Here is a 13,788-nt window from a genome sequence, read left to right on the forward strand (position 1 = left end):
CGGTCATTCCTTCGGCAGATGGGCGGGATTGCCCTTCTGCTCTTCAGCCAGCAGCGACCATGCGGCGATGAACATCGCCGCAATCAACGGACCGATCACGAAGCCGTTGATGCCGATCAGCGATATGCCGCCCACCGTGGAAATCAAAACCACATAGTCCGGCATGCGTGTGCCTTTTCCGACCAGGGGCGGACGCAGGAGATTATCGACCAGGCCGATCACGAACACGCCGATGAAGACCAGGATTCCACCGCTGATCCAGTCGCCGCTCGCGAAGAACCAGGCCGCAGCCGGTATCCAGACAAGTGCCGCCCCGACAGCGGGCAGCATGGAGAGGAAGGTCATCATGACGCCCCACAGCAGAGCCGCCTCCACGCCGAGGAACCAGAACGTGACGCCGCCTATCATGCCCTGAATGATGGCGATGATGATGTTGCCCTTCACGGTCGCCCGTATGACCGCCGTAAATTTTTCCAGAAACTGGCGCGTATAATCGTCGTTGAGCGGAATGGCCCGCCTGATCTTTCGTCCCAGTTCCGCTCCGTCGCGGAACAGGAAGAACAGCAGGTAAAGCATGATGCCGAAGCCGATGAAGAATTGCAGCGTGTTCTGGCCGAAGCTGACAAGCCTGCCGGCAAAAAGCTGGCTACCCTGCATGATGGCCGAGGAAATGCGCGAGCGCCATTCCGCGAAATTGCCAAGCTCGAACCGGGTCAGCCATTCCTCAAGCGAATCCGGCAGGGCGCCAAGGATGCGGGAGATATAGCTGTTCAGGTCGAATTCGCGGCTGCTCAGGCGCTGGAAGAGAGAATTACCCTCCTGAACCAGCGAGCTGAAGATGGCCAGCATCGGAATGATGACGAGACAGATGCACATGAGCACGGAAAGCAGCGCCGCGATGTTTTTACGCCCGCGCAGCAACCGTTCCAGCCCCTGCTGGACCGGATAGAAGATGACGGCCAGAATAACCGCCCAGAGAACCGCCGTATAATATGGCAGCAGCAACCACGCAAAAGCGATGGTGACCAGAGCCAGTAGGATGTAGAAGCTCGCGCGCTCGACGGACATATTCACCTGTTGGCTCGGGATTTCCGGTTATCTTGGAGCCTGTTCCGGCTTTCGGGAGACATGCCCTATCATGAATCTGCCCGGAAATCTCTTTTTGTTCAATAGCAACGATGGCGAAGCAGCTCACGCCGCTTCCAGCGCGACGGCCTTTTGCTGCGGCAGGGCACGCGCGACCGCGCCCAGAAGATCGGTCTGCGATACCAGCCCTACGATGCGCCGCATTTCGTCCACGATGACGACGGCGTGGGTAAGCCCGTCGGTCAGGGTCGGCAAAAGGCCGAAAGCCGGATCGTTTTCCGAAGCCGTCGATGCGCCGACGATATAATTGCGGAAATCGTCGCCTGGATGCATCAGCTCCCTCAGCCCGACGACGCCCCGCAATTGCCCGTCTTCCGCCCGCACCGGCAGGGTCAGCAAATTGTGCCGCATGATCAGATCGCGTGCATGGCTCGCTGTTTCGCCTTCGTCCACGCTCACGACATCGCGCGACATGATATCGCCGCAGGTCAGATCGCCATGCGAGCGGATGGTAACTTCAAGCTCCACCTGTCGGAAAAGCCGCGCCAGATCGTTGCGGTCGATATCGAAGCTCTCATCGAGGGCAAGCAATGCCCGGTCGATGTCGTCCTCACGAATGCCGAGCCTTACCGAGGGCGGCAGGTCTTCGGTCTTGTGCTGGTTCGCAGGCGCTGGCACCGCCGCATGAGGATATTTCCTGCGTGACAGCTTGTGAAACAGGATGCCGAGCCCGACCAGGAGACAGGAATTGAGCGCCACCGGGACGAGCGGAAACAGCAATCCCCATTTCGCGACGGCCGAACCGCCGAGAATTGCGGTCAGCGCGGCGGCGCCTCCCGGCGGATGCAGGCTGCGCGTAACGGACATCGCCGCAATCGCCAGCGCGACGCCGAGGCCTATGGCCAAAGCCGGATCGCTGACCACATATGTGACCGAGAGTCCGACAAAAGCCGAAATCGTGTTTCCGCCGATAATCGACCATGGCTGTGCCAGCGGACTGCTCGGTACGGCGAAGAGCAGCACCGCCGAAGCGCCCATCGGCGCAACGATGAGCGGCAGATGCGCACCATTGCCGAGCAGAAGGCTCGACACGAGACCGGTCAGCACGATGCCTATCAGCGCGCCGGCACATGCGATCGACCGCTCGCGCAGCGTGGCGCCGGCCAGAACGGGTTTGAACAGCCGAAACCTGCGCGGCTGGCCAGAGCCTATCCCGAAAAATGTAAAACGGTTTTCGGACAAGATGCGCTTCAAAAACAAAGAGCTGGAGCGCCGATCTGATGCAATTGGATCGAAACGCACTTCAGGTTCGGGATCTTTTTCGTTCATTCCGTCAATCAGGGCCGATGATAGGGGCGGTTCAGCGAAACACGCTGAAACCGCGAACTGTCTCTTGGGGGTGAGACACTATCCTGCCCTTGACGCTTTCGAACAAGAAAGCAAATCCGTATCTGGCAAGCGGAACGGGAAAATCGTTCCGCTGCCGTGAGCCCGCCGAGAATAACGGTTCCGGCGGGCAGCTATCCGCGCCTCGTACCCGACGAAACGATATCGAGATAGACCGCCAGCACGAGAATGCTGCCCTTGATGATCTGCTGCCAGAACGTATCGACGCCGAGCATCGACATGCCGTTGTCGAGGCTGGACATGATGAGCGCGCCGACCAGCGCACCGATCACCGAGCCGACGCCGCCGCGCATGGATGTTCCGCCGATGAAACAGGAAGCGATGGCGTCCAGTTCCCCGCCCATGCCCGCCGATGGCGTTCCTGCCGCCAGACGCGACGTTGTCGTGAGCCCCGCCACCGCGGCCATCAGGCCCATGAGCGCAAAGACCGCCATCTTGACGAAATTGACATTGACGCCGGAAAAGCGGGTTGCCTCCATATTGGAGCCGACGGCATAGATATGACGGCCGAACACGGTCTGCTTCGCGACGACGGTGAAGACACCGAGAATGACCAGCAGGATGAGAACCGGAACCGGCACGCCCTGATAGTTGTTCAGGATCAGGATGAAAGCCAGGATCAGCGCCCCCATGCCGAGAAGCCTCGCGACTTCCATGGCGTATGAGAGCGTCTGCAGATTGTGCTTGCGCTTGCTGGCGCGGGTGCGCAGCGCTATCAGGATCAGCACGCCGAAAAGCGCTATCGCACAAAGATTGCCAAGCCAGCCCGGCAGATAGCCCTGCCCGATATATTTGAACCCCGGCGAAATCGGCGCGATGGTGACGCCGCCCATGATGCCGAGCACGATGCCACGAAAGACAAGCTGCCCGCCAAGCGTGACGATGAAAGACGGTATGCCGAGATAGGCGGTCAGCCAGCCATTGAACGCGCCGAACGCCACGCCGAGCGCCAGAACCGTGACCACCGTGGCCCAGAGTGGCCATCCGTAGATCACGTCGAGAACGGCGGCGATGCCGCCCAGAAGCCCCAGAAGCGCGCCGACTGAGAGGTCGATCTCGCCCGCGACGATGACGAACACCATCGCCGATGCGAGCATTCCCGTGATCGCCATCTGGCGCAGCAGATTGGAGAAATTGCGCGCGGTCAGGAACTGCGAGCGCCCCATCTCCGGATCGTAGGTCAGGATCGCGAAAAAGGCCCAGATGAGCGCCACCACGATCAAAAGGGCGACAATCTTGTATTCCGCCAGAAACTTTCGAAGGCTTTTGCCTGTCAACGTCATATCATGCACCGGTCAGATTTATTGCGGATCAGGCCGCATTGGTTGCGGGCTTGCCGATTGCTGCGGCAAGCACCTTCTCCTGTGTGAGATTCTCGTTGGGAAAATCGCCGCGCAGCCTGCCCTCGCCGATGACGAGAACCCGGTCGCTGATACCCAGCACCTCCGGCATTTCCGAAGATACCATCAGCACCGCGACGCCCTGCTTCGCGAGCGCGAAAATGAGCTTGTAGATTTCGTATTTCGCCCCGACATCGACGCCGCGCGTGGGCTCGTCCAGAATGAGCACTCTCGGTTCCGGCAGCATCATTTTCGACAGCACGGCCTTCTGCTGGTTGCCGCCGGAAAGCGCCGCGATTTCAAGCATCGGGTCGGCCGTCTTGACCTTGAGGCGCAGGATTTCACGCTGGATCGCAGCAAGTTCCGCCTCCTTGTCGAGCAGTCCGCGCAAGGAAAAACGCTCCAGCACCGAGATCGTCATGTTGTGGCCGACCGGCATGATCGGCAGGATACCGTCGCGCTTGCGGTCTTCCGGCACCATGCATATACCCTCGCGCACCGCATCGCGCGGCGTGCGGATTTTCAGTTCCCGGCCTTCCAGAAAGACCTTGCCCCCATGCGCTCCGGGCCAGACACCGAACAGGCTCGACACGAGTTCCGTGCGTCCCGCGCCCACCAGTCCGGCGATGCCGAGGATTTCGCCACTCCGCAGCGCAAACGAGACATCATCGACCACCTTGCGGTCGGGATTGGTCACGTCCCAGCAATTGATATTGCGCGCCTCGAAAATGACCTCGCCAATATCGTGCGGCTCACGCGGGAAAAGGTTCTTCATCTCGCGTCCCACCATCATCGTGATAATGGCAGGCGTCGTCAGTTCGGCCATCGGCCTCGTGCCGATATGCGTCCCGTCGCGGATAACCGTCACCGTGTCGGAAATTTCCGCCACTTCGTCCAGCTTGTGGGAGATATAGACGCAGGCCATCCCTTGCGCCTTGAAATCCTTCACCAGATCGAGAAGCACGCGCGTTTCGGATGCCGTCAGCGCCGATGTCGGCTCGTCCAGAATGAGAAGTTTTGCATTCTTGTTGATCGCCTTGGCAATTTCGATGAGCTGCTGCTTGCCGCCCGAATAGTGATAGACCGGAAGCGCGACATTGATGTCGTGAATCTTGAGGCGCGCCAGAAGCTCCGTCGCGCGCGCATTCATCTGGTCATAGTCGATAAAACCGCCGCTGGTCGGCTCCGATCCGAGGAAGATGTTCTCCGCAACGGAGAGATGCGGCACCATCATGAGTTCCTGATGGATGATGACGATACCCGCCGCCTCGGTATCGCGAATGCCGCTGGCCTTGAGTTCCCGCCCTTCCCAGAAAATCTCCCCGGTCCAGCTACCGTGCGGATAGACGCCGGAAAGCACTTTCATCAACGTGGATTTGCCCGCGCCGTTTTCACCGCAAAGCCCGACGCATTCGCCCGCGCGCACCTTGATATGGATTCCATCCAGCGCTTTCACGCCATTGAAATCCTTGCCGATATTGCGCATTTCCAGAAGATATTCCGACATCGCATGTGACCTTGCAGTAATGCAGCAGGATGAGCCGCCCGGAGCCGAAGCGCGCAGTCTTTGAGCGGAAATATTCCAGACAACGCTGTCAGTGACAGATTCAAAAATCTGGCAGGCCGGAGATCGGAGAGTGACATCCATATCTCCGGCCCCACTGCCCCCCGGCCGTGTTCCGGAGCGGTTCCTGTCCCGAGGGAAGTCGGAACCGCTCTGTCCGTTGATCGTATTTCCAGACGCAAAGCCGCATCGCCTTGGCTGGAAACACTGCGGGAAGGCTTACTTCCCGTAGATCTGCTCCTTGGTGTAGAAGCCGTCCTGAACGTAGATGTCGATATTGTCCTTCGTCACCGCAGTCGGCGTCAGCAGAAGCGTGTCGACCTGCTTGCCGCCATTATCCAGCTTGGTGTTGAATTCCGGCGTTTCGCCCTTGACCATCTGGACCGTCAGCTTGGCGGCTTCGGTCGCGATCAGCTTCAATGGTTTGTAGACCGTCACCGTCTGCGTGCCGTCGATCAGCCGCTTGACGGCGGCAAGGTCGCTGTCCTGGCCGGAAACCGCTGTCTTGCCAGCCAGCCCCTGCGCGGCAAGGGCCTGAATGGCGCCGCCGGCAGTGCCGTCATTCGAAGCAACGACGGCATCGATCTTGTTCTGCGCGGCGGTCAATGCGTTTTCCATGATGGAAAGCGCCTCGGTCGGGCTCCACTCCTTGACCCACTGCGAGCCGACGACCTTCACCTTGCCGGAATCCATAGCTTCCTTGAGCGCCTTTTCCTGACCGGCGCGCAACAGCTTGGCATTGTTGTCGGTCGGCGATCCGCCGAGGAGGTAATAATTGCCTTCCGGCTTGGCCTTCAGCACGGCTTCGGCCTGCATGAAGCCGACGCGCTCGTTATCGAACGAAATATAGGCGTCGATATCGGCATTGAGGATCAGGCGGTCATAGGACAGGACCTTGATGCCGGATGCCTTCGCATCGGCGACAACCGCATCGAAAACCTTGGAGTTCATCGGCACGATGACGATGGCGTCCACGCCCTGCGCGATCAGGTTTTCAACCTGCTTGACCTGCTTTTCCTCATTGCCGTCAGCCGACTGGACATTGACCTTGGCACCCAGCTTTCCCGCCGCCTCGATAAAATAATCGCGGTCGCGCGCCCAGCGCTCGACACGCAGATCGTCGATGGAAAAACCGATGACCGGGTTTTCCGGTGAAGCATAAACTGGCGTAGACGCCATCGCGCCAACACCCATAGCGGCGGCAACCAGTGCGCCGGTCAGAAAATTACGACGTTTCATGCACTCCTCCTCCAAACACTGCCGGCTCGTTGCCGGCTGATACCAAACTTCGCCCCCGAACGTGTTCCGCCCCCGGAGTTCGGCACGACAAAACAGCCCCGCATGGAGCCGTTTTCTTTTGAATGGACAATCCTCCCATGGCGCCCGCGCCAGGATCACTCCATCGAGGGCAATGCGAAAAACACACCGCCCCATCCTCCGACATCATTGATACGTGAAGAAAAACGAATGGCAAGCATTTTTTGATTTACGTACCTCATTTTTGCTCTTATGGTCCGCTGCAAGGAGCAGGGATGAAACCTACAGTCCATGATATAGCCAGAACAGCGGGTGTCAGCCTTGCCACGGTGGATCGCGTTCTGAACGACCGCCCGGGCGTCCGGGCCAAGACGCGCGACCGGGTGACGGCCGCCATGAGCACGCTCGGCTATGTGCGCGATGTAGGCGCGGCAAATCTTGCGCGCGGCAGGCTCTATCAGTTCGTCTTCATCCTGCCGGACAATGAAAACACCTTCATGCTGAGCCTGCGCGCGGAACTGGAATCCGCGACCGAGCGCGCGCTTGCCGAACGCGTTCTCGTCAATGTCGTGCTCGTTCCCGCGTTCGATGAAGCGGCATTGGTCGCCGCGCTCGACGAGTGCGTCGCCCGCAAGCCCGATGGCGTTGCCTTCGTGGCGGTCGATACCGATCCCGTGCGCGAAGCCTGCGCGCGTCTCGGCGAACAGGGCATTCATGCGGTGACGCTCGTTTCCGATCTCGGCCACTCGTCGCGGGCGCATTATGTCGGCGTCGACAACGGCGCGGCGGGCCGCACGGCGGCGCGGCTTCTCGGCCTTTTCGCCAATGGCACCGAAGGCGCGTTCGCAGTCGTCGCCGGTTCGCTCAAAGTGCGCGATCACCAGGAGCGCTTCGACGGCTTCAAGGCCGCCATGTCGTCCGACTTTCCCGGCCGCGAAATCCTGCCGGTTCTGGAAGGGTTCGACGAAGGACCGCGCGTGGAAAAGCTCGTCGGCAAGCTTCTCGATGAACGCGACGACATAGCGGGCATCTACAGTCTCGGCGCCGGCAATAGCGGTCTGGTGAAGGCGCTCGAGGCGCATTCGGCCAACCGACCCCTGGTCATCGCCCATGAGCGCGACAGCGTGACCTCCAAAGCACTCGAAGAGGGAACCATCCATGCGGTTCTGGCGCAGGATGCGGGCCATGAAATCCGCAGCGCCATCCGGGTTCTGAAGGCGTCGGCGGACCGTCTGGCCATCGTGCCGGGCCAGGAACATATCCGCATTGAAATCTTCCTCAAAGACAACCTGCCGCATTTCGACTGATGCGCGGGAGATGACGATCATCCGACAGGAGCAAGCATGTATCTCGGGCTCGATCTAGGAACATCCGGTGTCAAGGCGCTGCTGATCGATGACGGGCAGGCGGTGATCGGTTTCGCCCATGGCGAACTGGACGTTTCCCGCCCACATCCCGGCTGGAGCGAACAGGACCCCGCGCAGTGGATCGAGGCCTGCCGCATGGCGATCGAGGCCTTGCGCGCAGCGCATCCCAAAGCGTTTTCCGCCGTTGCCGGTATCGGTCTTTCCGGCCAGATGCATGGCGCGACCCTGCTGGACGAACAAGACCGGGTGCTGCGCCCCTGCATCCTCTGGAACGATACGCGCAGCTATCGCGAAGCAGCCGAACTTGACGCCGATCCGGCCTTTCGCGCCATCACCGGCAATATCGTTTTTCCCGGCTTCACCGCGCCGAAACTGGTCTGGGTTGCAAACAACGAACCCGATATCTTCGCCCGTACCCGCAAGGTACTGTTGCCAAAGGATTATCTGCGCCTCTGGCTGACCGGCGAATATGTGTCGGATATGTCGGACTCGGCGGGCACGAGCTGGCTCGATACGGGTGCCCGCCGCTGGTCGGGCGAACTTCTGGACAAGACGGGCCTGAGCGAAGACCAGATGCCGCGCCTTGCCGAAGGCACCGACACAACCGGGCTTTTGCGTGCCGAACTTGCCGCCGAATGGGGCATTGCGGGCCAGCCGGTCGTGGCGGGCGGCGCTGGCGACAATGCGGCTTCCGCCTGCGGCATGGGCACGGTCAGGCCCGGACAGGCTTTCGTTTCGCTCGGCACGTCGGGCGTGCTTTTCGCGGCCAACGGCTCCTACCAGCCGAAGCCTGAAAGCGCCGTGCACGCATTTTGCCATGCCTTGCCCGGCACATGGCACCAGATGGGCGTGATCCTGTCAGCGGCAAGCGCCCTCGACTGGTATGCGAAGCTCGTCGGCAAAACCCCGCACGAACTCGACCGGGCGCTCGGCGAAACGCTGAAGGCGCCGGGCGGCGCGACCTTCCTGCCTTATCTCTCCGGTGAACGCACGCCGTATAATGACGCAAAGATCCGCGGCGTCTTCGCCGGTCTGGAACATGAAACCGATCAGTGCGCTCTCACCCAGGCCGTGCTGGAAGGCGTCGCCTTCGCGATCCGTGACAATCTCGCGGCTCTGCAATCGGCAGGCACCGAAATCCATTCGCTCATCGCCGTCGGCGGCGGCTCACGTTCCGCCTACTGGCTGAAAGCAATTGCGACAGCGCTCAACGTGCCGGTTTCGCTGCCGGAAGAAGGCGATTTCGGCGCTGCCTTCGGTGCTGCCCGCCTCGGCCTCATCGCGGCAACCGGGGCCGACCCGTTCGCCATCTGCACGCCGCCGCGTACGGACCGCACCATCGAACCGGAGCAGGCCCTGCGCCCGGCCTATGACGAAGCCTATCAGCGTTATCACGCCCTTTATCCGGCGCTTCACGCACTTGCCTGAAGCCGCCGTCACGTACAACCGGACAGACAATACTGGAATGGGAGGACAGGAATGAGCACCGGGTTTTTCGGCGACACCCAGAAGATTAGATATGAAGGGCCGGACAGCGACAACCCGCTCGCCTTCCGCCACTACAATCCCGACGAAATCGTCCTCGGCAAACGCATGGAGGATCACCTGCGTTTCGCCGTCGCTTACTGGCACAGCTTTGCATGGGAGGGCGGCGATCCCTTCGGCGGGCGCACTTTCGACCGGCCATGGTATTCCAATGAACTCGATGCCGCAAAGCTCAAGGCGGACGTCGCCTTCGAATGCTTTTCCCTGCTCGGCACGCCCTATTACTGCTTTCACGACGCCGATGTGCGCCCGGAAGGCCGTAATTTCGCGGAAAACACGAAATACCTCAACGAAATCGTTGATATCTTTGAGAAAAAGCAGGCAGAAACCGGCATCAAGCTCCTGTGGGGAACCGCCAATCTGTTTTCGCAGCGGCGTTATATGAGCGGTGCCGCCACCAATCCAGACCCCGATGTGTTCGCTTTCGCGGCCGCCACGGTCAAGAGTTGCATCGACGCCACCAAACGGCTCGGCGGCGAGAATTATGTGCTCTGGGGCGGTCGCGAAGGTTATGAAACGCTGCTCAACACCGATCTTTCACGCGAACTGGACCAGATGGGACGTTTCCTCAATCTGGTGGTCGAGTACAAGCACAAGATCGGCTTCAAGGGTACGATCCTGATCGAACCGAAGCCGCAGGAGCCGACCAAGCATCAGTATGACTACGACGTCGCCACGGTTTACGGCTTCCTCAAGCGTTACGGCCTCGAAAACGAGGTGAAGCTCAATATCGAACAGGGCCATGCCATTCTGGCCGGGCATTCCTTCGAGCACGAGCTGGCGCTCGCCCGCACGCTCGGCATTTTCGGTTCCATCGACATGAACCGCAACGACTACCAGTCGGGCTGGGACACGGACCAGTTCCCGAACAATGTGCCGGAAATGGCGCTTGCCTATTATCAGGTCCTGCTTGCAGGCGGCTTCACCACCGGCGGTACGAATTTCGACGCCAAGCTGCGCCGCCAGTCGCTCGATCCGCAGGATCTGCTGATCGGTCATATCGGCGGAATGGATTGCTGCGCGCGCGGATTGAAAGCGGCAGCCGCAATGCTGGAAGATGGCGCATTGTCCAGGCCGCTCGATGAGCGCTATGCGGGCTGGGAGGGCGATTTCGGCAGGAAGCTTTTGACCGGCCTGTCGCTGGAACAGATCACGGCTGAAGTTGAAACGAGGGACATCAATCCACAGCCGAAATCCGGCCGGCAGGAATATCTGGAAAACGTGGTCAACCGTTACGTTTGAACGTTACCCCGCTTGGTCAAAGCGGGGTTTTCGTCTCATTCGACGCTACATTATGCGGTGTGCGGCAGGCCGCGAAACGGTCGAGCTTCCCGTCATACGCCGTCGTTTTGACCGCCATCATTCCCAGCACCGTATGGAACAGGTTGTCATGGGAAGACGGCTCGGAAACCGTCTTCTTCAGGCAATCGAGATCAAGCCCCGTATCGGATGCATAATCGGGCGCGAACCAGGCGACAAAAGGCACGTGGGTCTGCTGCGACGGTGCGATGAAGTAAGGCGCGGCATGGAGATAGAGACCGTCCTCTCCCAGAGACTCGCCATGATCCGACATATAGATCATCGCCGAGGCGAACCTGTCTTCATGCGCTTTCAGCATGTCGATGATTTCCGACAAGATGTGATCCGTATAAAGGATTGAATTATCATAGGCATTGACGATTTCGTCTTGCGAGCATTTGGCGAAATCATTGCTGCGGCAATCGGGCTTGAACTGTGCGAGCGCTTCGGGATAGCGGCGATAATAGGCCGGGCCGTGGCTCCCGGTCATATGCAGGACGATGGTTGCATTGCCGGTTGTTGCGTCGAGTTCCCTTGCCAGACTGTCGACCAGAATCTGGTCCTTGCACTCGCCGCCCTCGCAATAGCGTGTATCGCCGGAATCCTGCAGATCGACCTGCTTGATACGGTCCGCGACACCCTTGCTGCCCGTGTTGTTTTCGTACCACGAAACCTGCACGCCCGCGTGGCGAAGCACATCCATCAGGTTTTCTGAGCCGCGGAACTTGGTCGATGAATATTCGCTACGGGTAAAGGGCGAAAACATGCACGGCACGGAGACCGAGGTTTCGGTGCCGCAACTGGTCGTATCTGTAAAGGCTATGACGCCGCGTTGCTTCAGTTCCGGGTTGGTTTCACGCGCATAGCCATTGAGGCTGAAATTTTGTGCGCGCGCCGTTTCGCCCACGGCCACCACCGTCACCAGTTTCCTGGCCGACGGCAACTGCGTCACCGTCTGGCGCGCATCCAGGCCCAGCGGCTGCATCGGAATGTCCCGGTTCTTGAAGGTGTGCGCCGCATATTGGATCGTGCTGGCAATGGGCGTGGCAGGCATGAGCTTCTGCATGATGTCCGGGCCGTGCTCACGAAACATGGAGGAATAGGCCGCGAAATTCGTACCAAGGACGACCACCGCCGCCATAAGGCAGGAGAAGATGACGCCGGTATTGACCATGACCTTGCGCAGCAAGGGCCGGTGTTTGACACGCACCCACGCAATCAGCAGCGAGGGCACAACACCGTAAACGAGCATATGCCAGGCAAAGCTTGGCGTCAGCAATGCGCCGCCTTCCGCCTGTGTCGTCGTCAACGCCGCTTCCACGACGTATTTGTCGATGATGGTGCCGAATGTATCGGTGAAATAGGAACCGCCCGCCGCGATGAAAACGAACAGGATCAACGCCGGCTTGATGACGTATTTGGCCGAAAACGTCACGAGCAGCGATACATAAAGCAGCAGAAGCGTGAGCGCTATTCCCGCGAGTTTCCACGGTGCGTCGGCGTAATAGGTACCGATTGCGTGCCAGAACGAAGCATTGGTGAAAACAAGAACATAGAGCGCCGTCAAAAGGCACAGAGGCCCACTGGCAATCACGGGACGGAATTTCTGCATAGAGGCTTCTTGATACGGCTTTGAATGGGTGCCCATCGCAAAGCCGCATATCGGCGCTGGGACAATGCGTCCCAAAAGGCGCATTGCCCCAGACATACTACTAAAATGGCTTTTCTACGGCGAACGCGACCTCATCAAAGCGCCACCCAGGCACCGTTTCTCTTCGATGAACGGACGCAGGCATCGATGAAGGCGACCCCCTTCACGCCATCATCCACCGTCGGATAGATGACGGCGCGGTCCCGCTCGCGCCCGTCGCGATGGGCCGCGATGGCATTGGCCGCTTCCGAGTAGATCGTGGCGAAGGCTTCGAGATAGCCTTCCGGGTGGCCTGCCGGGATACGCGTCACGCGCGCCGCGTCGCTTCCGGTTCCCGCCCCGCCCCGCGTGACGAGACGCTTCTGCTCGCCGAACGGCGTGAACCAGAGCCGGTTCGGATCTTCCTGCGCCCATTCAATGCCGCCCCTGGTACCATAGACGCGCAGACGCAGCGCATTCTCGTTGCCGGGCGCAACCTGGCTGCACCACAGCATCCCCTTCGCACCGCCCGCGAAACGCAGCATCACATGGGCGTTGTCGTCGAGGCGGCGTCCCGGAACGAAACTGTCGAGATCGGCGGCGAGCCTATCGAGCGTCAGGCCGGTCACGAAGGATGCGAGATTGAAGGCATGGGTACCGATGTCGCCCGTCGCGCCGCCAAGGCCGGACTGGGCCGGATCGGTACGCCAGACAGCCCCCTTCGCGCCGGTGGCCTCCACCGCTTCGGTGAGCCAGTCCTGCGCATATTCCACCTGCACCACGCGCAACGCGCCAAGCTCGCCATTGGCGATCATCTCCCGCGCCTGCCGGACCATCGGGTAGCCGGTGTAATTATGGGCCAGGACGAAGAGCGCGCCGCTTTCGTCGGCCACCTTTTTCAGCTTTTTCGCATCCGCAAGCGTCGAAGTCAGCGGCTTGTCGCAGATGACATGAATGCCGCGCTTCAAAAACTCCTTCGCCGCATCATAATGCACATGGTTTGGCGTCACGATGGAGACGGCTTCGATACCGTTTTTCAGCCGCGCCTCGCGGATCGCCATATCCTTGTAGCTGGAATAGATGCGGGTCTCCGCAAGCCCCAGTTCACGACCGGAAGCCTGCGCCTTTTCCGGCGAGGCGGACAGCGCGCCCGCCACCAGTTCGAAACGGTTGTCGAGCCGCGCCGCCATGCGGTGCACCCCGCCGATGAATGCGCCCGCACCGCCGCCCACCATGCCGAGACGGATGCGGGGGGCTGCGGTTTCCGTGGTTTTGGCTTCAATCGTCATTGCG

General features: G+C 60.3%; 10 protein-coding genes. 3 read left to right on the forward strand and 7 right to left on the reverse strand.

Features of this window, described 5'->3' with window-relative positions; all coding sequences use genetic code 11:
* Nucleotides 1-3: 3 nt before the first annotated feature.
* The 5 genes from FHS76_RS13210 to xylF all read right to left on the reverse strand — a co-directional run bounded on the left by FHS76_RS13210 (nucleotide 4) and on the right by xylF (nucleotide 6,636).
* Nucleotides 4-1,068, reverse strand: coding sequence for an AI-2E family transporter (locus tag FHS76_RS13210; protein ID WP_183653472.1), 1,065 nt, complete (start codon nucleotides 1,066-1,068; stop codon nucleotides 4-6).
* A 123-nt stretch (nucleotides 1,069-1,191) separates the two neighbouring features.
* Nucleotides 1,192-2,415 (reverse strand): HPP family protein, encoded by a 1,224-nt coding sequence (locus FHS76_RS13215; RefSeq protein ID WP_183653278.1) that lies wholly within the window; start codon nucleotides 2,413-2,415, stop codon nucleotides 1,192-1,194.
* Nucleotides 2,416-2,606: 191 nt separating this feature from the next.
* The gene (locus FHS76_RS13220) at nucleotides 2,607-3,776 is read right to left on the reverse strand and encodes a sugar ABC transporter permease (RefSeq protein WP_183653281.1); all 1,170 of its coding nucleotides are present in this window, start codon (nucleotides 3,774-3,776) and stop codon (nucleotides 2,607-2,609) included.
* A gap of 28 nt (nucleotides 3,777-3,804) precedes the next feature.
* Complete coding sequence (locus FHS76_RS13225; RefSeq protein WP_183653284.1) at nucleotides 3,805-5,340, reverse strand: xylose ABC transporter ATP-binding protein; 1,536 nt, start codon at nucleotides 5,338-5,340, stop codon at nucleotides 3,805-3,807.
* A gap of 276 nt (nucleotides 5,341-5,616) precedes the next feature.
* Nucleotides 5,617-6,636, reverse strand: coding sequence for a D-xylose ABC transporter substrate-binding protein (gene xylF / locus FHS76_RS13230; RefSeq protein WP_183653286.1), 1,020 nt, complete (start codon nucleotides 6,634-6,636; stop codon nucleotides 5,617-5,619).
* Between the two features lie 293 nt (nucleotides 6,637-6,929).
* Between xylF and FHS76_RS13235 the strand changes: the two genes are divergently transcribed.
* Genes FHS76_RS13235 through xylA form a run of 3 tightly spaced genes read left to right on the forward strand, consistent with a single transcriptional unit; the run spans nucleotide 6,930 to nucleotide 10,808 of the window.
* Nucleotides 6,930-7,961: a LacI family DNA-binding transcriptional regulator gene (locus FHS76_RS13235; RefSeq protein ID WP_183653289.1), complete on the forward strand. Its 1,032-nt coding sequence runs from the start codon at nucleotides 6,930-6,932 to the stop codon at nucleotides 7,959-7,961.
* 36 nt (nucleotides 7,962-7,997) lie between these two features.
* On the forward strand, nucleotides 7,998-9,449 hold the full coding sequence (xylB, locus tag FHS76_RS13240) for a xylulokinase (protein WP_183653292.1): 1,452 nt from the start codon (nucleotides 7,998-8,000) through the stop codon (nucleotides 9,447-9,449).
* Nucleotides 9,450-9,500: 51 nt separating this feature from the next.
* Nucleotides 9,501-10,808 (forward strand): xylose isomerase, encoded by a 1,308-nt coding sequence (gene xylA / locus FHS76_RS13245; protein WP_183653296.1) that lies wholly within the window; start codon nucleotides 9,501-9,503, stop codon nucleotides 10,806-10,808.
* Between the two features lie 16 nt (nucleotides 10,809-10,824).
* Here the strand turns inward: xylA and FHS76_RS13250 are convergent, their stop codons facing one another.
* Nucleotides 10,825-12,477 (reverse strand): phosphoethanolamine transferase, encoded by a 1,653-nt coding sequence (locus FHS76_RS13250; RefSeq protein ID WP_183653299.1) that lies wholly within the window; start codon nucleotides 12,475-12,477, stop codon nucleotides 10,825-10,827.
* 134 nt (nucleotides 12,478-12,611) lie between these two features.
* Entirely contained in the window at nucleotides 12,612-13,784 is a 1,173-nt protein-coding gene (locus FHS76_RS13255; RefSeq protein ID WP_183653301.1) for a Gfo/Idh/MocA family protein, read from the reverse strand.
* Between the last annotated feature and the right edge of the window lie 4 nt (nucleotides 13,785-13,788).

This window comes from Brucella daejeonensis, assembly GCF_014199265.1.
GTDB classification, from domain to species: Bacteria; Pseudomonadota; Alphaproteobacteria; order Rhizobiales; family Rhizobiaceae; genus Brucella; species Brucella daejeonensis.